This is a genomic window from Phytoactinopolyspora mesophila, from assembly GCF_010122465.1.
GTDB classification, from domain to species: Bacteria; Actinomycetota; Actinomycetes; order Jiangellales; family Jiangellaceae; genus Phytoactinopolyspora; species Phytoactinopolyspora mesophila.
Genome location: NZ_WLZY01000006.1, coordinates 213,542 through 234,380, shown reverse-complemented (window position 1 = coordinate 234,380; position 20,839 = coordinate 213,542). Strand labels below are relative to the sequence as shown.

The window sequence follows — 20,839 nt, the reverse complement described above, 5'->3', positions numbered from 1 at the left end:
ACCATGCTCAGCACCCTCACCGATCGACGAGTTCGAGGTTCGATGCCTGCTCCGCGAAACCGCCCCACACTCAGGGACATCGCAGCGCGCGCCGGGGTGTCCGAGACGGCGGCCTCGTTCGCGCTGAACGGCAAGCCGGGCGTCTCCGAGAAAACGAGGCGCCGAGTTCTCGACATCGTCGAAGAGCTGCATTGGACCCCCAACCATGCGGCTCAGGTCCTGTCCGGCGCTCGCTCCATGACCATCGGCCTCGCGGTGGCCCGCAATGCGCAAGAAGTCGGCTCTGAACTGTTCTTTCTTCGGCTCATGACCGGCATGCACACGGTTTTGAGCCGGAACCGCTATGGACTGCTGTTCCAGGTCGTGGACTCCGTCGGCGACGAACTCGACCTCTATCGGCGGTGGTCCGACGAGCGGCGGGTGGACGGCGTGGTCCTCGTCGACCTCAGGACCGACGATCCACGGCCGCGGGTTGTCAATGAGCTGGGCCTGCCGGCCATCCTTGCCGGCGGACCCGACCCGAGCGGAACCGTGCCCGCCGTCTCGATCGACGATGCAGCGGCCATGCGCTCGGTGATGGAGTACCTGCGCGATCGTGGCCACACCCGGGTCGCCTACGTGTCCGGAAGCCCCACCCTCTTGCATGTTCATCGCCGGGTGGAGGCGTTCCTGCGGTCCGGCCGGGACTACCGGCTCGAGGCCGCCGACGTCCTTCAAACCGACTTCTCCGCACCTTCAGCCGTCCGCGCCACCCAGCGGCTGCTGGCGACCGACAGCCGCCCGTCCGCGGTGATCTACGACAACGAGGTGCTCGCCGTCGCCGGAATGGGCGTCATCCACGCCGCCGGGCTGCGCGTTCCCGCCGACGTAGCTATTGTGGCCTGCGAGGACACCCCGATCTGCGCGGCCGTTCAGCCAGCACTGACAGCCCTGCACCGGGATACGTCCGGGTTCGGGGCGGACGTCGCCGGGCATCTGCTCAACCTGCTGGACGGTAACGAGGACCACGGCGGCCAGGAGAAGACTCCCGAACTCGTGGTGCGCGCCAGCACGTAGCGGCTCCGGCATCAGGATTCCCACTCGCACGGGAAGATGAATGCTTTCAAAGCATCGTTGACACGTTCACTAAAGCGGATTAGTCTCGGCGCACCATGCATTCGCACCCCCAGCTGACACTCGAACGGCTCGAACGAGTGCTCCGTGAGCGCATCGCGCCGAACGTTCACTCACCACTTGCCCCGGTGAGCCTGCATGCCTGGCAGGTCGACGCCGACGGTGAGCCGGTGCCCGCCACACACGCCCTCGGCATGGACCCGATCCCCGGCCGCGCGCGGCCCGATTGGGCACCGTTCGAGCTCGGCTCACGCTGGGCGCCGGCATGGGGCACGACGTGGTTCCGCATCGACGGGAGCATCCCGGACAGCGCGCCACCCGTCGTGGAGCTGGTGGTCGATCTCGGGTGGGAGGACCACTCGGTGGGCGGGCATTGTGAAGCACTCGTCTATCGCCCGGACGCGTCAGTGGTCAAAGGGCTGCACCCGCGTGCCGGCTGGCTCCGGCTGCGCGGCCCGGGAGCCGCCTCCGGCATCGTGAACCCGGACGGGACCTTCACCGTCTACATCGAGGCCGCGGCCAATCCGTTGGTTCTGGGCCTGCCGCCGTTCGTCGTCACCGATCTCGGCGAGAAGAACGCACGGAGCTTCGAGCATTATCAGTTCAGACGGGCTGAGCTCTGCGGGTTTCACACCGAGACCTGGGAGCTGGCCCGCGACCTCGAGGTGGCCGGCGGCCTGGCCGCGGAAGTCTCACCCGGCGAACCGCGGTATTGGCGGCTGGTCCGCGCGCTCGACGATGCGCTGAACGCGCTCGACCCGAGCGCCGTCGAGCGCACGGCGCCGCTCGCCCGAGCCGCCCTCACCCCGGTGCTCGCGGCGCCGGCCCACGCCACCGCGCACCGGATAGCCGCTGTTGGGCACGCGCACATCGACTCGGCGTGGCTGTGGCCGTTGCGAGAGACCGAGCGCAAGGTCGCCCGGACGGTCGCCAATGTTCTGCACCTCATGGATGCCGATCCTGGCTTCGTCTACGCCATGTCGTCGGCGCAGCAGTACGCCTGGCTGGAGGAGAACCATCCCGACCTGTTCGAGCCGGTGCGGGCCCGGGTCGCCGAAGGCAGGTTCGTGCCGGTGGGCGGCATGTGGGTGGAGTCCGACGCGGTGATGCCGACGGGTGAGTCCCTCGTCCGGCAATTCACCCGGGGGAAGCGCTACTTTCTCGACCGGTTCGGAATCGAGCCGGAAGAAGTCTGGCTACCGGACAGCTTCGGATACTCCGGCGCCCTGCCCCAGCTCGCCAGGCGAGCGGGATTCAGGTGGTTCCTCACCCAGAAGATCTCGTGGAACGACACCAACCCTTTCCCGCACCACTCGTTCTTCTGGGAGGGTATCGACGGCACGCGGATCTTCACCCACTTCCCGCCGGCCGATACCTATGCCGCTGAGGTCACCGCCCACGAACTGCGCCACGCTGTCACCAATTTCCGGGACAAGGCCGTCTCATCCCATTCGCTGCTCCCGTTCGGTTACGGCGACGGTGGCGGTGGGCCGACGCGAGAGATGCTGGCCCGGGCCCGGCGATTCGCCGACCTCGAAGGCGCTCCCCGGGTCGATGTCCGCAACCCCGCGGCGTTCTTCGCCGAGGCCGAGGCCGAGATCGTCGCCGCCGGCGATCCCGCCGTCTGGTTCGGCGAGCTCTACCTCGAGTTGCACCGCGGAACCTTGACCTCCCAGATCGCGATGAAACAGGGCAACCGCAGAGCCGAGGCCATGCTCCGCACCGCCGAATACCTGGCCGCCACGGCCACCATCACCACGGGCGAGCCCTACCCTGCCGGCGAACTCGACGAGATCTGGTCCGCAGTACTGCTCAACCAGTTCCACGACATCCTGCCCGGCTCGTCCATCTCCTGGGTACACCGGGAGGCCCGCGAGACGTACCAGCGGCTCGAAGAGCGCCTCAGTGTGCTCATCAACCGATCAGCGAGAGCTCTGAGCACCGATTCCGAGCTGAACCCGGGACGGCTCGTCCCGGCCACCGGCCGGGGTACCGCCTCGTGGGACACTCGCAGGTCCGGTGCCGCCGGTGGCCACGAGACGCACGTCTCGACGACCACCGAGGGCGACACCGTGCTCGACAATGGCCTGCTCCGGGTCACGATCGACACGACCGGGCACGTGCCGTCGATCCTCGATCTCGGCACCGGCCGCGAACTCGTGCCGCCCGGACAACTACTCGGGCTGCTGCAACTCTTCCGCGACGAACCAGCGCGCTGGGACGCCTGGGACATCGACCGGCATGTATTCGGTCTCGGTGTGGATTTGGCCGAAATGACGTCGCTCAACGCGGAAACCACTGACGACGGCTCAGCCCGGGTCGTCGTCGAACGCCGCTTCGGCGCCTCGTGGGCCCGCCTGGCCTACCAGCTCGATCCTGGCGCTCGCCGCCTCGACATGCAATGCGAGATCGACTGGCAGGAGCAAGAGCAGCTGCTCAAGGTATGCCTGCCGGTCGCCGTCCGCACCACTACCGCGCGGTTCGAAACGCAGTACGGCCACGTCGAGCGGGCAATCCATGACAACACGGCCTGGGACGAGGCGCGCTACGAGTCGTGCACCCACCGCTATGTCCATGTGGCCGAGCCTGGCTTCGGGGTGGGTGTGGTCAACGACTCCACCTACGGCGCCGACGTGTCGCGGCTACCGAACCCGGTGGGCGGCACTCTGGTGCGGCTGTCTCTCCTACGCGGGGCCAGGTTCCCGGACCCGGACGCTGACCAGGGCCGGCACCACATGCGGTGGTCCGTGGTCTGTGCACCTGACATCGCCGACACGATCAACGCGGCCTACGACATCAACGCGCCCGAGCTGGACGCGGCGCCCGACGTGGACCCGCTCGTGTCCCTCGAACTCAGTGACGGGCTTGCCGTCATCGACTGGGTCAAACTCGCCGACGACGGCTCCGGCGACGTCGTCGTCCGCATCTTCGAAGCGCGGGGTGGACGGGCCACCGGCCGGATCCGATGGTGCGCCGGCCTCGGCGAGGACGCGACCGTCGTCGAAACCGACCTGCTGGAGCGTCCCCTCGACCCGAGTTCCGACGACCTTCCGCGAGCCCTCCACGACCCTCGGCACGGGTTCTTGGAACTCGGGCCGTTCCAGGTGGCGACGCTGCGGATCCGGCCGTCCACCCCAACACCAGACGCACCGCCAACACGAAGGAGTGAACCATGAGAAGGCTCACCCGCGCCGGCTTGACCGGTGTGGCCGCGGCACTCGTTCTCAGCGCTTGCGGGGTCGGCGGAGGCGACGACGACTCCGCCGACACCGCCGATCCCGGTGACACCGCCGATCCCGGTGACACCGGCGACGTCGAGCTCTCCGGTGAGATCACGTTCCAGACCTGGAATCTTCAGGGCGGCTACGAGGACTACTTCACCGACCTGATCGCCGACTTCGAGGCAGACAACCCAGAGACGACGATCAACTGGATCGACCAGCCGGCCGAGGGATACCAGGACAAGCTCTCCGCCGACGCCGCCGCCGGCACGTTGCCCGACGTCGTGGATATCGGCCCGGAGGCCGCCTACACGCTGGCCAGCGCGGACATCCTGCTCGACATCGCACAAGCCGACCCGGGAGCGCAGGAGGCCTACCTGCCGAAGTCGTTGGAGGCCATGACCTTCGACGGGCTCGGTGGCGGCACCTACGGATATCCGTGGTACCTGAACACCGGGCCGTCGTTCTTCAACACCGAACTGTTCGAGGAGTGCGGTCTCGACTCCGAGAACCTGCCGGAAACGTTCGACGAGCTCTTCGAGCAGGCCACTGTGATGGCCGACGAGTGCGCCGACACCCCGATGATCGGGCGGATGCCCGCGATCGAGACCTTCGGCATGTACGGGGTCGAACTGATGAACGCCGAAGGAACGGAATTCACGTTCAACAACCCCGACGGCGTGGAGCTCGTCGAGCACTACAAGACGCTCTACGAGGAGGGCGGGCTGACCGAGGACAGCCTCAACGAGCAGCAGACCGGCGAGCTCGAAGGCTTCAAGGCGGGTCTGCTGGGCTGGCTGCCCGGGAGCTCGTACACACTGCAGGACCTGCGCGAGACCGCGCCTGACGTGTACGAGAACGTCGCAATCGGGCCACTGATCGCGAACGCGGCGCCGAACATGTACATCCAGTCGATCGCGGTGAACGCCCAGTCAGAGAACCAGGACCTGGCCATCGCATTCGCCAGATTCGTGACCAACGCCGACAACCAGTTCGCGTTCTCGCAGGAGGCGGCCATCTTCCCGTCCGCCCAGGGCATCCTCGACGACCCGTTCTTCACCGAAGAGGACGACACCGACGACTCCCGTGTCCGGGTGGCGGCGGCGGAACAGGTCGAAGAGGCCGTCGTCTACTGGCCGCCGGCCTTCTCCGCGCAGTCGGCCGACTACCTGCGTGAGCAGATCGCCCTCGCCATCCAGGGCAGCAAGTCCGCGCAAGAGGCGCTCGACGACGCCGCGGACTACGCCAACGAGAGGCTCACGGCAGAGTGACTCGTACCCGGGAAGCAGCCCGGACCGGCTTCAGGTCCGGGCTGCGGACCCATCAGCGCTGGTATGTGCCATGGCTGTTCCTGGCGGCCGGGCTGGCCGTGGTCGTCACGTTCATTCTCTTCCCGTTCTTCAACACCCTGACGCTCGCGTTCACCGACGCCACGCTGCTGCGAGACGGGCGGTTCATCGGCCTGGACAACTTCCGGCGGATGTTCGACGACCCGCGCTTCGGCACGGCGCTGCTGAACTCGTCGCTGTACGTGGTGTTCGTCGTTCCTTTCATGGTGCTGCTGCCCTTGATCCTCGCCACGCTGGTCGCGGGGAAAGGGCGGCTGCTCGGCTTCTTCCGGACGGCGTACTACCTACCCGTCGTCATGTCGGTTGTGATCATCGGGCTGATCTGGACGAACCTGCTCGACAGCCGGGGCCTGGTCAACTCGCTGCTGGGCTGGCTCGGCGTCATCGAACGGCCCATCCCGTTCCTCACCGACCGCTGGCTGTTGCTGATCAGCGCCATGTTCGTCACCGTCTGGTCCGGCCTCGGCTACTACATGGTGATCTATCTGGCCGCGCTCGCGAACATCGATCAGTCGCTCTACGACGCAGCGGCCGTCGACGGTGCGGGCGTCGTCCGGACGTTCTTCCACGTCACGATGCCGGGAGTGCGCACGACCATGATGCTCATCGGCATGTTCTCCTCGATCGCGGCGTTCCGCGTGTTCGGCGAGGTCTATGTGCTCACCGGCGGCACCGGCGGGGTGGGCGGGCGCAACATCACCATGACCATGCTGATCCAGAACGAGGGGACGGGCCTGCAGGCCGAGACCGGGTACGCCGGCGCGATCAGCATGGCGATGTTCGTGATCATGGGGGTCCTCCTCCTCGGCCAGCTCTGGTTCCAGCGGCGTGACCGGGAGGACGCGTGAGCTCTCGTACCGTCGTCCGCTACGCGATCCTCGTCCTGATGTTCGTGTTGCTCGCCGGCCCTCTGGTGTGGCAGCTGTCGTTGTCGCTGAAGGGCGCCGGCGACAACATCTACGCCCGGCCGCCGCAGCTGATCCCCACCGATCCGACGTTCGACCACTACGCCGCCGTCACCGACCGGCTGCCGCTGCTGCGCTACGTCTGGAACTCCACGGTGGTCGCCGCGCTGGTCGTGGGGGGCAACCTCATCGGCGCGACGCTCGCGGGCTACGCCCTCGGCCGGCTTCGCTTCCGTGGCCGCGGCGTCGCGGCGCTCGTGTTCGTCGCGGCGCTGCTCGTGCCCATCGAGACGGTGATCATCGCCCAGTTCTTGCTGGTGCGCTCCATCAACGTCAACGACACCTTGGTCGGGGTCGCGCTGCCGTCGCTCGTCGCGGCACTCAACGTGCTGCTCATGCGTAACGCCTTCATGGCGATACCGCGGGAACTAGAGGAAGCCTCCGTCATCGACGGCGCCAACGCCTGGCAGCGTTTCCTGCGGGTCTGCCTGCCACAGGTCAAGGGCATGATGAGTGTCGTCGTGATCTTCTCCTTCATGGGGGCATGGAACGACTTCCTCTGGCCGCTCATCGTCCTGTCCGACCAGCAGAACTACACGCTGACCGTCGGGCTCAACCATCTTCGGGGCACGTTCGTCGACGATCCGCGCCTCGTCGCCGCGGGGACGATCATCGCGCTCGTTCCCATCGTCATTTTCTTCGTCGCTCTCCAGCGCTTCTTCTTCCGGGGCTTGGAGAGCGGAGGTATCAAGGGGTGAGTTCTCTGCGTTTCGGTGTCAATTACACGCCGTCCACCGGCTGGTTCTACTCGTGGCTGGAGCCTTCGTGGGACGACGTCCGGCGGGACTTCGATGCGATCGCCGCGCTCGGACTGGACCATGTGCGGATTTTTCCGCTCTGGCCGCTGCTGCAACCGAACCGGGCACTCATCCGGGAACAGGCGCTCGACGACGTCCGCACCACCGTCGAACTCGCCGGCCGGGCCGGGCTGAGTTCCGCGGTGGACGTCATCCAGGGGCATCTGTCCAGCTTCGACTTCCTGCCCAGCTGGATGTCGACGTGGCACCGCCGCAGCATGTTCACCGACACCGACGCCGTGGAAGCCCAAGCCCGCCTGGTCGAGGCGCTCCACGAGGCACTGACCGGCGCTCCCGGGTTCTTCGCCTTGACCATGGGCAACGAACTCAACCAGTTCGCCGACCAGCCACACCCCTCCCCGATGGCGGCACAGCCTGAGGACGTCACGGCCTGGCTCGGGGCGCTGCTGGATGCGGTCCCACCCGGGTCTCCCGTCGCCCGGCTGCATGCCGAATACGACGCCGCCTGGTACCTGGACGGCCACCCGTTTCTCCCCACCCACGCCAGCCGCATGGGCGACATGACGGCGATCCACTCCTGGATCTTCAATGGCACCGCCCAGCACTACGGCGGCATGTCCCAGGAAAGCCTCCGGCACGCGGAATACCTGATCGAGCTGTCTCGCGCCTTCGCCGTCCAACCCGACCGGCCGATCTGGCTACAGGAGATCGGCGCTCCGCTCAACTGCCTGGAGGAACACCAGGCGGCTGATTTCTGCGAGCACACTGTCCGGCATGCCGCCGACACCGCCCATCTCTGGGGCGTGACGTGGTGGTGTTCGCACGACGTCTCCCGCAGCCTCGCCGACTTCCCCGAACTCGAGCACACCCTCGGGCTCTTCGACGAGGATGGCAAACCCAAGCCGATCGGCCACCGGTTCGCCTCGGTCGCCGCCGAGTTCGCGGCGCGGCGCGCCCCCGTCCCCGCGCGGTCGGTAGCCGTCGAGATACCCGTGGACGAAAACGACGTGCCGCTGCGGCGCGGCGACCTCGCACCGGGCGGCGGCGTCTTCACTCGATGGATGGAGCTCGCTCGCTCAGGTGACCGGCCGGCGCTGGTGACGTCGCGGCACGCCTCCGACCCGACCACGCTGGCCGGGCGCGGCGTGCTGTCGGTGGTCCAGCCCGCGCCCGGCGGTCAGAGTGTCTACGCGCCGGTGAGCGAGTCATGAGCGTCGACGACCTGCTCGCGCGGATGTCGCTGCGCGAGAAGGTCGGCCAGCTCAACCAGCGCCTGTTCGGCTGGCAGTGTGTTGAGAAGCGGAGTGGCCGGTGGCGGCTCACCGCCACGTTCCACACCGAGCTGGAACGCTGGGATGGCCTCGGTGCACTCTACGGACTGTTCCGCGCCGACCCGTGGTCGGGCCGATCCTGGGCGGACGGCATCCATCCCGACGAGCGCGCCGAGGTCGCCGAGCTCGTCGTCGGCGCGGTACGCCGGGGCAGCACACGAGGCATCGCGCCGCTGATCGTCGAGGAGGCACCACACGGGCATCAGGCGCTCGGCGGCACGATCCTGCCGGTGCCACTCAACCTAGCGGCGACATGGGACCCCGACCTGGTCGAAGAAGCCTCGGCCGCCGTCGCCGCGGAACTCGCCAGCAGCGGCGTGGACATCGCTCTCGTCTCGGCTCTGGACGTGCTCCGCGATCCGCGCTGGGGACGTTGCGAAGAGTGCCTCGGAGAATCACCACTACTGGCCGCCCGGATGGCCGAGGCGATCGTACGCGGGATGCAGGGTCCGCAGCGGGCCCGGCTGGGCGCGGACGGCGTCGGCGTCGTACTCAAACACTTCGCCGCGCAGGGTGAGGCCATCGGCGGGCGCAACGGCCAATCCGCCGCGATCGGACCGCGTGAGTTACGCGAGATCCATCTACCTCCGGCGGAGGCCGGCGTGCGGGCGGGCGCGGTCGGCATCATGGCGGCGTACAACGACATCGACGGGGTGCCGTGCTGCGCGAACCCCGGCCTGCTGCGGGACCTGCTGCGGGACGAGTGGGGGTTCGACGGACTGGTCATGGCCGACGGCCACGCGATCGATCGCCTGGAAGAAGTCGCCGGATCGGCCCGCGCGGCCGCGCGCCTCGCGCTGTTCGGTGGTGTCGACCTGTCGCTCTGGGACGAGGCCTACACCTTGCTGGATGAGATCGCCGCTGCCGACGCCGGCGTGCGCGACGCCATCGATCAGGCGTGCCGGCGAGTCCTGCATGTGAAACAGCTGCTGGGTCTCCTTCCGAGGGCCGCTGCTCCCGCCTCCGCGACACGCGGCCGGGAACGGTTGACTGCCCTTCGGGCACGGACTCGCGAATGCTCCGCCGCGCTCGCCCGGCAGTCGCTGGTCCTCCTGGACGACGCGGACGGCCTCCTGCCGATCGACCTCGCCCGGCCACGCCGCGTGCTCGTCATCGGCCCGCACGCGGGCGAGGCCACCGCGCTACTCGGTGACTACGTTCCACCGCTGCCAGCTGGTGAGGCCCGAAGCGTCGTCGATGCCCTCCGTGACCGCCTGCCGCCCACGACGCGACTCGACGCCATACCGACGCCGCGCTCCGGGCTCGCCGCCATCGCGGCGGAAGCCGACCTCGTCATCGCTGTGCTGGGCGGGACCAGCCACCGCGAGTACAGCGACGCGTTCACCAACGTCGGAGCCGCTGACTTGACCGCGGACTCGGGCCGCGCCCGGGCCACCTCGGGGGAAGGTGTGGACCTCGCGGACCTCCGACTACCCGGGGACCAGGACGAGCTGCTCGCCCAGGTGCGCGCCGCCACCACCGCGCCCATCGTCGCCGTCGTCGTCGCGGGTCGTCCGCACGTTCTGACCGGTGTGCTCGACAACGCCGATGCCACCGTCTGGGCGGGATATCCCGGTCCGTACGGCGCCGACGCAGTCATCGACGCGCTCACCGCGGAGCGTCCCATCCCTGGCCGGCTGCCGATGACGCTGCCTGCCGCGGGTGGTGCCGTCCCGGTACGCCACGACGACCGGCATCCGCCCGGCGCCGTCTATACCGACTCCCCGGATCCCGTACTGCGCCCATTCGGACACGGCGGGCGGGCCCCGGCCGCTGTCACCATCGGCACGGCCGTCACCGAGGAGGCACCGGCCGGCAACACCGGCCCGCCGGTACACCTGCGCGTGCGGCTCGAGAATGCCGGGGCCGAAGATGCGGCGGACGTGCTCCAGGTATTCGCCTACCGGCGCGATGGACTCGTCGTCCCCCGCCGGCGCGAACTCGTGGGGTTCAAGCGGGTTCGTATCCCCGCGAACACGGCGCACACCGTCGAGGTTCCGGTACCGGTCGCCGACAGGTACATACTCCGGGTAGCGGAAGCCGAGGCGTGTATCTCATAGAGTCGGGCGGGTGGATTCCGTTACCTCGAACTCATCGTCGCAGTACCCACCCGCTCCAGAGGGCCACGACGCCGACGTCCTGCACGGCGTCACGGTGCCCGATCCGTTCCGCGCCCTCGAAAACCCGGACGCCCCGGAGACCACCGTCTGGGGTGAGGCACAGGACGCGCTGTTCAACGCACATCGCGACCGTTGGACCACGCGTGACCACTTCCGGGAACGGCTGAGCGAGCTGCTGCGCTCCGGCACAGTAGGGGCGCCGGTCTGGCGGGGTGAGCGCAGCTTCCACACCCGCCGTACACCAGACCAGGAACATGCGGTGTTGCTGACCACCGATCCGGGCGGCGAAGAACGAGTGCTCATCGACCCCGTCGCCCTCGATCCGAGTGGCACCACCACCTTGGACGCCTGGCAGCCCTCCAAAGAAGGCGATCTGCTTGCGTACCAGGTCTCCGAGGGCGGCCGCGAGGAATCGGTGGTCCGGGTGCTCGACGTCGTGTCCGGAGAGGTGATCGACGGGCCGATCGACCGTGCGCGGTACTCCCCCATCGGCTGGCTGCCTGGTGGCAAGTCGTTCTACTACGTCCGGCGGCTGCCGCCGGAGTCCGTGCCCGACGGCGAGGAGCAGTACCACCGCCGGGTGTACCTCCATCAGATCGGCACCGACACCGCGAACGACGTCGAGATCTTCGGCTCCGGGATGGACAAGACCAACTACTACGGGGCCTCGGTCAGCCGCGACGGCCGCTGGCTGATCGTCTCCGCCGCGCAGGGCACCGCGCCGCGCAACGATGTCTGGATCGCCGATCTGCACGCCGGTGATCCAGCCGCACCGGACCTGCGGCCGGTCATCGTCGGCGCCGACGCCCGCACCCACCTGCACGTCGGCCGGGACGGTCGCCTGTACGTCCTGACCGATCTCGATGCGCCCCGTCGGCGGCTGGCCGTCGCCGACCCGGCCACACCTGAACCGGAACACTGGCGAGACCTCCTGCCCGAAGACGGCTCCGCGGTGCTGGACGATTACGCGATCCTCGACGGCCCGGAGCTCGAGCGGCCAGTGTTGCTGGCGTCCCGGACCCGGCACGCGATCTCCGAGGTCACGGTGCACGATCTGGCCACCGGTCACCGGGAGAGTACGCTGGAACTACCCGGGCTCGGCAGCATCGGTGGACTCAGCGAGCGGCCAGAAGGCGGCCACGAGTCGTGGTTCGGCTACACCGATCACACCACGCCGTCACTGGTGCTCCACGTCGACGCCCGCAGTGGCGACGTCACCACCTGGGCGCCCAGTCCGGGCACGATCGACATCCCGGACGTGCGCTCCGAGCAGGTGACCTACCGGTCGAAGGACGGCACCGAGGTGCGGATGGTCATCGTCTCGCCGGCGGCCGGCGACGCCTCACGCAGGCCGCGCCCCACCGTGTTGTACGGATACGGCGGTTTCAACATCGCCCTCACACCTGCCTACTCGGCCAGCATTCTGGCCTGGGTCGAGGCCGGCGGGGTCTGGGCCGTGGCGGGCTTGCGCGGCGGCTCCGAGGAGGGCGAAGCGTGGCACCGCGCCGGAATGCGCGAGCAGAAGCAGAACGTGTTCGACGACTTCCATGCCGCCGCCGGATACCTCGTCGAGCAGGGCTGGACCACCCCGCGGCAGCTGGGCATCTCCGGAGGATCCAACGGTGGTCTGCTGGTGGGTGCGGCGCTGACCCAGCACCCCGGCTCATTCCGTGCCGTGGTGTGCTCGGCACCGCTGCTGGACATGGTCCGGTATGAGCAGTTCGGGCTCGGCGCCACCTGGAACGACGAGTACGGGACCGCTGCCGACCCGGAGGAACTGAGCTGGCTGCTCGGGTACTCGCCGTACCATCACGTCGAACCCGGCACCGCCTACCCCGCTGTGCTGTTCACCGTGTTCGATGGCGATACCCGCGTCGATCCACTGCACGCCCGCAAGATGGCGGCAGCCCTCCAGCAGGCGACGACGAGCGACGTCGCCGAGCGCCCGGTGCTGCTACGCGCCGAGCGCAACGTCGGCCACGGCGCCCGGGCAGTCTCACGTACCGTTGACCTCGCCACCGATCAGCTGGGGTTTCTCGCCGCCCAGCTAGGCCTTGATCCACAATGACTGTATTCATCCAGACCCAGAACGACGACCTCGAACGCTTCACCAGCGACTGGTGGGCTGATGTGCTGCTGGACCGGCCCATACACATCGCCGCGCTCGTCCTGATCGCCCTCGTCATCCGTTACCTGCTACACAAACTCATCAGGCGGCTGGTCGACCGTTCGGTCGAGAAGGAGCCGCGTACCCGGGTTCTCGGTTCGAAGACCGCGGCCCGCGTCGTGCTCGGGGGCGCCGGCGTCTACTCGGATCGCCGGGTGCAGCGCGTACAGACGCTGGGCTCGCTGGGCAAGAGCGTCAGCACCGCGCTCGTCGCCACCGTCGCGATCGTCATGACGCTGGAGATCCTGGGCTACCCGATCGGGCCACTGCTCGCCTCCGCGGGTATCGCCGGGGTTGCTCTCGGCTTCGGCGCCCAGAACCTCGTCAAGGACTTCCTGGCCGGCATCGCGATGCTGATCGAGGACCAGTACGGCGTCGGTGACGTCATCGACATGGGCGAGGCCGCCGGCGTCGTCGAGTCGGTGAGCCTGCGGGTCACCCGTCTGCGTGCGGTGGACGGCACCGTCTGGTACGTCCGCAACGGCGAGGTGATGCGGATCGGCAATTCGAGCCAGGACTGGGCCCGGGCGGTGATCGACGTCGGTGTCGCCTACGACTCCGACACGGCCGTCGTCCGGCGCCTGCTCGAGGAGGTCAGCAACGAGATGGCGGCCGAGGAGGTCTGGAGCGATCTCATCCTCGAGGAGCCGGAGGTCTGGGGCGTCGAGGCGCTCAACACCGACAGCGTCGACATCCGGCTGGTGGTCCAGACTAGGCCACTGGAGCAGTGGAAGGTAGCCCGTGAACTGCGGGAACGGATCAAACGACGCTTCGATGCCGAAGGAATCGAGATTCCGTTCCCGCAACGCACCCTGTGGCTGCGCCAAGACGGCGGCCCGCAGGACGAGACACCCCTGACGCCCGCCCCACCAGCGTCGGGCCCGGCGGCTGCCACGACCGAGCAGCCGCCGGCGGCCGCCGGCTCAGACGGCGAGGAAGAACTCACGCCCACGGCCGATACGCCGGACGAACAACAGCAAAAGGCCGAGCGCCCCCCGGCGCCGGAGGTGTGAGCTGAACGCGGCCCCGGCTATCAGGCGAGCGCCGCGTCCACGGTGATCGTGGTGCCGGTCAGCGCCTGGCTCACCGGGCAGCCGTCCTTGGCCGCCTCGGCCGCCGCCACGAAGTCTTCAGCAGACATACCGGGAACCACGCCGCGTACGCTCAGCTTGATCCCGGTGATGCCTTCACCGGGCTGGAACGTGACGTCAGCACTCGTGTCGAGCGACGTGGCCGGGGTGCCAGCCTTCGCCAGGCCGTTGGACAACGCCATCGAGAAGCACGACGAATGCGCGGCGGCGATGAGCTCCTCAGGGGACGTCTTGCCGTCCGGCTGCTCCGCACGGGCCGGCCACGACACGTCGTACGTGCCCAGACCCGACGACTCGAGGGTCACCCGCCCCGAGCCTTCGAACAGAGTGCCTTCCCAGCGCGTGCTGGCGGTACGAGTGGTAGCCATACGAGGGTCCTTTCCAGAGTGAACATGGGGTCCATACACGATCGAACATCTCCCATCCTGCCCCTCCGTTGTGGCAGCGGCGACGGCGGGCTTGCGACAATGGTGATGTGACCACGCGTGTAGACAACTTCTACGAAGCCATCGGCGGACATGACACCTTCGTGCGGCTAGTGCGCCGCTTCTACGAAGGAGTGGCGGAGGATCCAGAGCTGCGGGCTCTCTACCCTGAGCAAGACCTCGGTCCGGCCGAAGAACGGCTGCTGATGTTCCTCGAACAGTACTGGGGCGGCCCCACCACGTATTCGGATCAGCGTGGACACCCCAGGCTGCGGATGCGCCACGCGCCGTTCAAGGTCAACCCGGCGGCTCGGGACAGGTGGCTGAAACACATGAAGGTCGCCGTGGACGAGATCGAACTACCGCCGGTGTACCACGAGATGCTGTGGGACTACCTCGAACGGGCAGCTCACTCTCTGGTCAACACCTTCGAGGAATAACACGCCGCCAGCTCGACCTGGTGCGGCGAGCGCCGACGTCAGCGCTGCTTACGCCGTTGCAAAACGCCACGGATGAACGCCGCCTGGCCGATGTGCTGGGCGCTGTCGTCCACGATGCTCACCAGCCGCACACCGAGCGACACCGGCGGCTCCCACGACTCGTCGACGATGCGATCCAGGTCACGGTCGTGAAGGCCCTCGAGGAACCGAAGCGTCCGGTCGTGGACCGCGTCGTAGTACTCCGCCAGCAGCTCACCGGACTTCACCTGCACCTGCGCGACGTCGCGGCTGCTGTGGCCGTACCCGGTGGCCGACCGGTCGAACGGCAGCTCGAACCGATCGGACCAACCCTCGGCCGTCCAGGCCTGCTCGGTGCCGGCGGCGTCAGCCACGTGGTCGTCCTGCACCCGGGTGAGATGCCAGATCAGCCAGGCGATCGAGTTGGCGCGATTATCCAGCCGGGCCGCCAGTTGGTCCGGAGTCAGGTCGGCGACGACGTCATGTGTTCCGGTTCGGATCCTGTCGAACGCGTCGCTCAGCAGCTCAACGCTTCGCATCTGATCACATCTCCCCTTCGATCATGTCCATGTGATCGTCTTACCCACGCGGGCATGTGATTCACCACACACGAGCTCCGCTTTCGCCGAAATCACCGAGCCGTCATAGGCTGGCCGCTCGTGACAGCATCTCGCACCGACTGGTGGCGCAGCGCCACCATCTATCAGGTTTACATCCGGTCGTTCGCCGACGGCAACGCAGACGGCGAGGGAGATATCGCCGGCCTGCGCCAGAAGCTGCCGTATCTGCGTGATCTCGGCATCGACGCACTCTGGATCAATCCTTGGTATCCGTCCCCGCTGAACGACGGCGGGTACGACGTCGCCGACTATCGCGACATCGATCCACTCTTCGGTGATCTCGCGCAGGCGAAAGAGCTGATCGGCGAGGCGCATGCACTGGATCTGAAGATCATCCTCGACATCGTGCCGAACCACAGCTCCTCCGAGCACGAGTGGTTCCAGGCCGCGCTCCAGGCGCCGCCGGGCTCACCCGAACGCGCGCGCTACATCTTCCGGGACGGCCTCGGCCCCGACGGCGACCAGCCGCCCAACAACTGGCGAAGCGTGTTCGGCGGCCCCGCGTGGGAACGTATCACCGAACCCGATGGTTCACCGGGCCAGTGGTACTTCCACATCTTCGACGTCAGCCAGCCGGACCTCGACTGGAGCAACCCAGAAGTACATGCCGAGTTCCTCGATGTGCTCCGATTCTGGTTCGACCTCGGAGTCGACGGATTCCGGATCGACGTCGCACATGGCATGGTGAAGGATCTGGACGCGCCTGACCTGCCGTACGACGAGTCGAATCTGCTGGACTCTCCCAAGATCGCCGATCACCCGTTCTTCGACCGGGACGGCGTCCACGAGATCTATCGTGGCTGGCGCGAGGTGGCTGACTCCTACGATCCCCCGCGCCTGTTCGTCGCCGAAGCATGGGTGGAGCCCCCCGAGCGGCTGGCCCGCTACCTCCGCGACGACGAGCTGCACAGCGCGTTCAACTTCGACTACCTCAAGGCAGCGTGGTCGGCGTCGGATCTGCGACAGTCGATCGAGCAGTCGATAACCGTGCTCGGCTCGGTCGGCGCCCCGGCGACGTGGGTGCTGGAAAACCACGACGTCGAACGCGTCGTCACCCGGTACGGCCGGATCGACACCACGGGCGGCACCGTCCGGGAACGCCCCGCCGAGCGGGTGTTCGACGAGCAACTCGGCCGGCAGCGTGCCCGGGCCGCGGCATTGCTCATGCTGGCCCTGCCCGGCGGCGCCTACATCTACCAGGGCCAGGAGCTAGGCCTGCCCGAGGTGCTCGACCTTCCCGAAGAGGCTCTGCAGGATCCGGTCTGGGAGCGGTCGGAACACACCGAGCGCGGCCGGGACGGCTGCCGGGTCCCGTTGCCGTGGAGCACGGCGGGCACGTCGTACGGCTTCGGCTCCAATGGCTCCTGGCTACCCCAGCCGAGCGGATGGGGCCAGATGTCGGTCGAGGCGCAAACCGGCGATCAGAACTCGATGCTCGAGGTCTACCGCGCGGCTCTGCGCCTGCGCCGCCAGCACGAGGCTTTCCAGTCGGCGGAGATGACGTGGGCGGATCGCGGCGCTGATGTTCTCGCTTTCAGCCGCGAGCCTGGATTCGCCTGCGTGGTCAACCTCAGCGCCGAGCCGGTCACCCTGCCGGAACACCGCGACGTGCTCCTGGCCAGCGGGCCGCTCACCGACGACGGCCGGCTACCGGCGGACACTACCGCCTGGCTAGCCGTGTAGCGCCTTAACGGCTCCGGCGGATGGAATCTCTCCTCGCCCAGCAGACTCGGTCGGGGAGAGGCTTCGCCATCGACCTCCCTCGCTGATGCCCACCACACCATGGAGAGATTCCATCCGCCGGAGCCTCGTGTTGGGGCACCTCCACGTGTGAAAGCACGGTGGGCGGCGGTTTGGGCCTTAGCTTGTCGAGCGAGCTTAGAGCGCAAACAGGGCGAGGCCGCCGCGGGCCAGCACGGTGCCGTTGGGGGCGTCCAGGCGTTGCCACGGGCCGACGGAGCGCAGCACGACGTCTCCTTGGCCGCTGAGAAAGCCGTACGACGACGACGCGTGCGCCAGCCGCAGCGGTACACCGTGGGCCAGCTCGACATCCCATACTTGGGCCGCCAGGCCTTCCAGGGCGGCGCGGCCGGCTCGCAGATCCCGGCCACCGGTTTCCTCGGGCGCGCGCCGGCGGAACTCGGCGATGCCTTCCTCGACCTTGGCGGTGACATCGGCCAGCGGCAGCCGGCCCATCTCGGTCCAGCCAGAACGCGGCGGAAGGCTACTGGCCCAGCGCAGAGCGGGCAGCGCCGGCGGCAGCTCCAGCTTCCCGCCCGCGCCGACCGCTTTCGCGGCCAGTGTCGAAGCTTCGACGACGATGTCGAACTCCGCCGGTTCGGCCAGCGCTACCGCGCGCAGCGCCAGCGCGTCGAACGGAGTCTCGGCGAAGCATCCCGCTACCGATCCGGAGGCGACGATGCGTGCCACCGCTTCCGGTTCGAACCGGGCGACCCGCTGAGCGAACGTCGCCAGGTCCGCGGTGGCTCCTGGATATGCGGGCGCCAGATACGTCATGTTCCTACCTTCAGGAATGGTTCGAGCCCGGCCTGCTCGGTCGGTGTCAGCTGACGCGAACGATGCGCGTCGAAGTCGTACGCCACGATCATCGTGGCGCAGCGGGCGAAGACCTGATGCTCGTCGGCGACCTCGTAGGCCAGATCGAACGACGACGCGCCGATCCGGCTCACCCACACGTACACCTGGAGCGGCTCGATTCGAAACGGCACCGGTGCCAGGTATTCGATGCTCTGTCCGGCCACGACCGAGCCCCCATGATTGGCCACCCCGCCCGCGAAGCTGTGCTCGACGAAGTCGATCCGCGCCTCCTGGATGTACTCCGCGAACTGCACATTGTTGACGTGACCGTACGAGTCGAGATCGTCGAATCGCACCGCACACGAGTACACATGGGTCTTGGCCACCTCGCTGCGGGCCGGACGCGCCGCCCCACCGGCCCGCGGGCGGGCGCCGTCGGCATCCACATACGTTTCCAGGACGGCCCGCTCGTCAGCCGACACCCGCCTTGGTGAGCTGGTGGCCAGGTGGTACGGGACGAGGACCGTGGTCGCCCGCGCATAGACATGACGGTGCTCACTGTCCGCGTCGAGGATCTCGTAGCCAAGCGTGAACGTGGCGTTACGCACCTCGCGCACCCAGGTCTCGACCCGCAGCGGCGCGAGCCGGAACCTCAGCGGGGCAAGGTAGTCGATCTCGTGCCGATTGACCACCACGCCCGCGGCAAGCTCCGGCGCGCCCCGCTGCGCGGCATGCACGAACAGCATGTCGACCCGCGCCTCCTGGAGGTAGCGCAGGTAGGCGGTGTTGTTGACATGCCGGTACGCGTCCATGTCGGCCCACCGCAACGGGACCTCGGTGATGTGTCGAGGCATGTCGGCGGACCGGTTCAGTCGCGGGTGAGCTTGCGGTACGTCACCCGGTGGGGACGGGCCGCTTCGGCGCCGAGCCGCTCGATCTTGTTCTTCTCGTAGGCGTCGAAGTTACCCTCGAACCAGAACCACTTGGCTGGGTCTTCGTCGTCGCCTTCCCAGGCGAGAATGTGCGTGGCGACGCGGTCGAGGAACCAGCGGTCGTGCGAGGTGATCACCGCGCAGCCAGGGAACTCCAGCAACGCGTTCTCGAGCGACTGCAGTGTCTCGACGTCGAGGTCGTTGGTGGGCTCGTCCAGCAGGATGAGGTTCCCGCCCTGTTTGAGGGTGAGCGCGAGGTTGAGCCGGTTGCGCTCACCACCGGAGAGCACGCCGGCCGGCTTCTGCTGATCCGGGCCCTTGAAGCCGAACGCCGCGATGTAGGCGCGGCTCGGCATCTCGACCTGCCCGACCTTGATGTGGTCCAGCCCGTCGGAGACGACTTCCCACACGTTCTTGTTCGGCTCGATGCCGGCCCGTGTCTGGTCGACATAGGACAGCTTCACGGTGTCACCGACCCGCAACGACCCGGAGTCCGGGGACTCGTCGCCGACGATCATCTTGAACAACGTGGTCTTACCAACACCGTTCGGTCCGATGACACCGACGATCCCGTTACGGGGCAGCGAGAACGAGAGGTCGCGGATGAGCGGCCGGTCGTCGAAGCCCTTGTTCAGCCGTTCGGTCTCGACCACTACCTGCCCGAGCCGCGGACCCGGCGGAATCTGGATCTCGTCGAAGTCGAGCTTGCGGGTCTTGTCCGCCTCGGCGGCCATCTCTTCGTAGCGGCCGAGCCGGGCACGCTGCTTGGTCTGGCGCCCCTTGGCGTTGGACCGGACCCATTCGAGCTCGTCCTTCAGCCGCCGCTGCCGCTTCGCGTCCTTCTGGCCCTCGACCTTCAACCTGGCCTGCTTGTTCTCCAGGTAGGTCGTGTAGTTCCCCTCGTAGCCGTGCACCCGGCCACGATCGACCTCGGCGATCCAGCCGGCCACGTGGTCGAGGAAGTACCGGTCGTGGGTGACCGCGACCACCGTGCCCGGGTACTTCTCCAGGTGCTGCTCCAGCCACTGCACGCTCTCAGCATCGAGGTGGTTGGTGGGCTCGTCGAGCAGCAACAGGTCAGGCTGCTCCAGCAGCAGCTTGCACAGCGCGACGCGGCGACGCTCTCCGCCGGAGAGCACACTGACATCCGCATCGGCAGGCGGACAGCGCAGTGCGTCCATGGCCTGCTCGAGCTGCGAATCGAGATCCCAGGCGTTGCGGTGGTCAAGCTGCTCCTGCAACTTGCCCATCTCGTTGAGGAGCTGGTCTGAGTAGTCGGTGGCCATCTGCTCGGCGATCTCGTTGAAGCGGTCGAGCATCGCCTTGGTCTCCGCCACGCCTTCCTCGACGTTGCCCAGAACCGTCTTGGCATCGTCGAGTTCCGGCTCTTGGGACAGGAAACCGACCGTGTAACCGGGTGTCAGATAAGCCTCGCCGTTGGAGGGCTGATCGACACCGGCCATGATCTTGAGCACGCTCGACTTACCGGCGCCGTTGGGTCCTACCACGCCGATCTTGGCACCGGGTAGGAACGCCAAAGTGACGTCGTCGAGGATGACCTTGTCGCCGTGCGCTTTACGCGCCTTACGCATCACATAGATGAATTCCGCCATAGCGCTGTCCAGCCTACGGCCTCGGCGGCGTAATCCCATCATCGGAGGTAAGAGGCCGCGCAAATAGTGCGTCACCGGGGCGCTCACATGCTGCCCACCTGCGCGGCCTCCGGACGAGCGGGTGCCGGAGAAGCGGGG

At 67.7% G+C, this 20,839-nt stretch carries 16 protein-coding genes; 11 read left to right on the top strand and 5 right to left on the bottom strand.

The genetic code is table 11. The annotated features are described in order from the left end of the window. The first annotated feature begins 42 nt into the window (after positions 1–42). The 9 genes from F7O44_RS18215 to F7O44_RS18175 all read left to right on the top strand — a co-directional run bounded on the left by F7O44_RS18215 (position 43) and on the right by F7O44_RS18175 (position 14,037). Positions 43–1,056, top strand: coding sequence for a LacI family DNA-binding transcriptional regulator (locus tag F7O44_RS18215; RefSeq protein ID WP_162451695.1), 1,014 nt, complete (start codon positions 43–45; stop codon positions 1,054–1,056). 95 nt (positions 1,057–1,151) lie between these two features. After that, a complete protein-coding gene (locus tag F7O44_RS18210) occupies positions 1,152–4,289 on the top strand; it encodes an alpha-mannosidase (RefSeq protein WP_162451694.1) in 3,138 nt (1,045 codons plus the stop codon). After that, positions 4,286–5,605: an ABC transporter substrate-binding protein gene (locus F7O44_RS18205; RefSeq protein ID WP_162451693.1), complete on the top strand. Its 1,320-nt coding sequence runs from the start codon at positions 4,286–4,288 to the stop codon at positions 5,603–5,605. Before F7O44_RS18210 ends, F7O44_RS18205 begins: the two co-directional genes overlap by 4 nt. A 41-nt stretch (positions 5,606–5,646) precedes the next feature. After that, a complete protein-coding gene (locus F7O44_RS18200) occupies positions 5,647–6,531 on the top strand; it encodes a carbohydrate ABC transporter permease (protein ID WP_222851500.1) in 885 nt (294 codons plus the stop codon). A 38-nt stretch (positions 6,532–6,569) separates the two neighbouring features. Next, positions 6,570–7,346: a carbohydrate ABC transporter permease gene (locus tag F7O44_RS18195; protein ID WP_162451860.1), complete on the top strand. Its 777-nt coding sequence runs from the start codon at positions 6,570–6,572 to the stop codon at positions 7,344–7,346. 5 nt (positions 7,347–7,351) lie between these two features. Continuing rightward, the gene (locus tag F7O44_RS18190) at positions 7,352–8,617 is read left to right on the top strand and encodes a glycoside hydrolase 5 family protein (RefSeq protein ID WP_162451859.1); all 1,266 of its coding nucleotides are present in this window, start codon (positions 7,352–7,354) and stop codon (positions 8,615–8,617) included. Next, a complete protein-coding gene (locus F7O44_RS18185; RefSeq protein WP_162451692.1) occupies positions 8,614–10,797 on the top strand; it encodes a glycoside hydrolase family 3 N-terminal domain-containing protein in 2,184 nt (727 codons plus the stop codon). Before F7O44_RS18190 ends, F7O44_RS18185 begins: the two co-directional genes overlap by 4 nt. A 10-nt stretch (positions 10,798–10,807) precedes the next feature. Next, positions 10,808–12,925, top strand: a complete 2,118-nt coding sequence (locus tag F7O44_RS31975) for a prolyl oligopeptidase family serine peptidase (RefSeq protein ID WP_162451691.1) — start codon at positions 10,808–10,810, stop codon at positions 12,923–12,925. After that, positions 12,922–14,037 carry a mechanosensitive ion channel family protein gene (locus tag F7O44_RS18175; protein ID WP_162451690.1) on the top strand — a complete coding sequence of 372 codons (1,116 nt, stop codon included), beginning with the start codon at positions 12,922–12,924 and terminating at the stop codon, positions 14,035–14,037. Before F7O44_RS31975 ends, F7O44_RS18175 begins: the two co-directional genes overlap by 4 nt. Before the next feature lie 20 nt (positions 14,038–14,057). On the opposite strand, the gene F7O44_RS18170 is transcribed toward F7O44_RS18175, so the two are convergent. Further along, positions 14,058–14,483: an OsmC family protein gene (locus tag F7O44_RS18170; protein WP_162451689.1), complete on the bottom strand. Its 426-nt coding sequence runs from the start codon at positions 14,481–14,483 to the stop codon at positions 14,058–14,060. A 107-nt stretch (positions 14,484–14,590) separates the two neighbouring features. Between F7O44_RS18170 and F7O44_RS18165 the strand changes: the two genes are divergently transcribed. Then, a complete protein-coding gene (locus F7O44_RS18165; RefSeq protein ID WP_162451688.1) occupies positions 14,591–14,980 on the top strand; it encodes a globin domain-containing protein in 390 nt (129 codons plus the stop codon). 38 nt (positions 14,981–15,018) lie between these two features. Here F7O44_RS18165 and F7O44_RS18160 read toward each other — a convergent pair whose 3' ends face one another. Then, positions 15,019–15,537: a mycothiol transferase gene (locus tag F7O44_RS18160; protein WP_162451687.1), complete on the bottom strand. Its 519-nt coding sequence runs from the start codon at positions 15,535–15,537 to the stop codon at positions 15,019–15,021. Positions 15,538–15,657: 120 nt separating this feature from the next. Here F7O44_RS18160 and F7O44_RS18155 point away from each other — a divergent pair, with 120 nt between their 5' ends. Then, positions 15,658–17,301: an alpha-amylase family glycosyl hydrolase gene (locus F7O44_RS18155; protein ID WP_162451686.1), complete on the top strand. Its 1,644-nt coding sequence runs from the start codon at positions 15,658–15,660 to the stop codon at positions 17,299–17,301. 195 nt (positions 17,302–17,496) lie between these two features. Here the strand turns inward: F7O44_RS18155 and F7O44_RS18150 are convergent, their stop codons facing one another. Genes F7O44_RS18150 through ettA form a run of 3 tightly spaced genes read right to left on the bottom strand, consistent with a single transcriptional unit; the run spans position 17,497 to position 20,701 of the window. Continuing rightward, the gene (locus F7O44_RS18150; RefSeq protein ID WP_162451685.1) at positions 17,497–18,135 is read right to left on the bottom strand and encodes a DUF8185 domain-containing protein; all 639 of its coding nucleotides are present in this window, start codon (positions 18,133–18,135) and stop codon (positions 17,497–17,499) included. Further along, positions 18,132–19,010, bottom strand: a complete 879-nt coding sequence (locus F7O44_RS18145; RefSeq protein WP_162451684.1) for an acyl-CoA thioesterase — start codon at positions 19,008–19,010, stop codon at positions 18,132–18,134. Before F7O44_RS18145 ends, F7O44_RS18150 begins: the two co-directional genes overlap by 4 nt. A 14-nt stretch (positions 19,011–19,024) precedes the next feature. Next, complete coding sequence (gene ettA / locus F7O44_RS18140; protein WP_162451683.1) at positions 19,025–20,701, bottom strand: energy-dependent translational throttle protein EttA; 1,677 nt, start codon at positions 20,699–20,701, stop codon at positions 19,025–19,027. Positions 20,702–20,839: the final 138 nt, after the last annotated feature.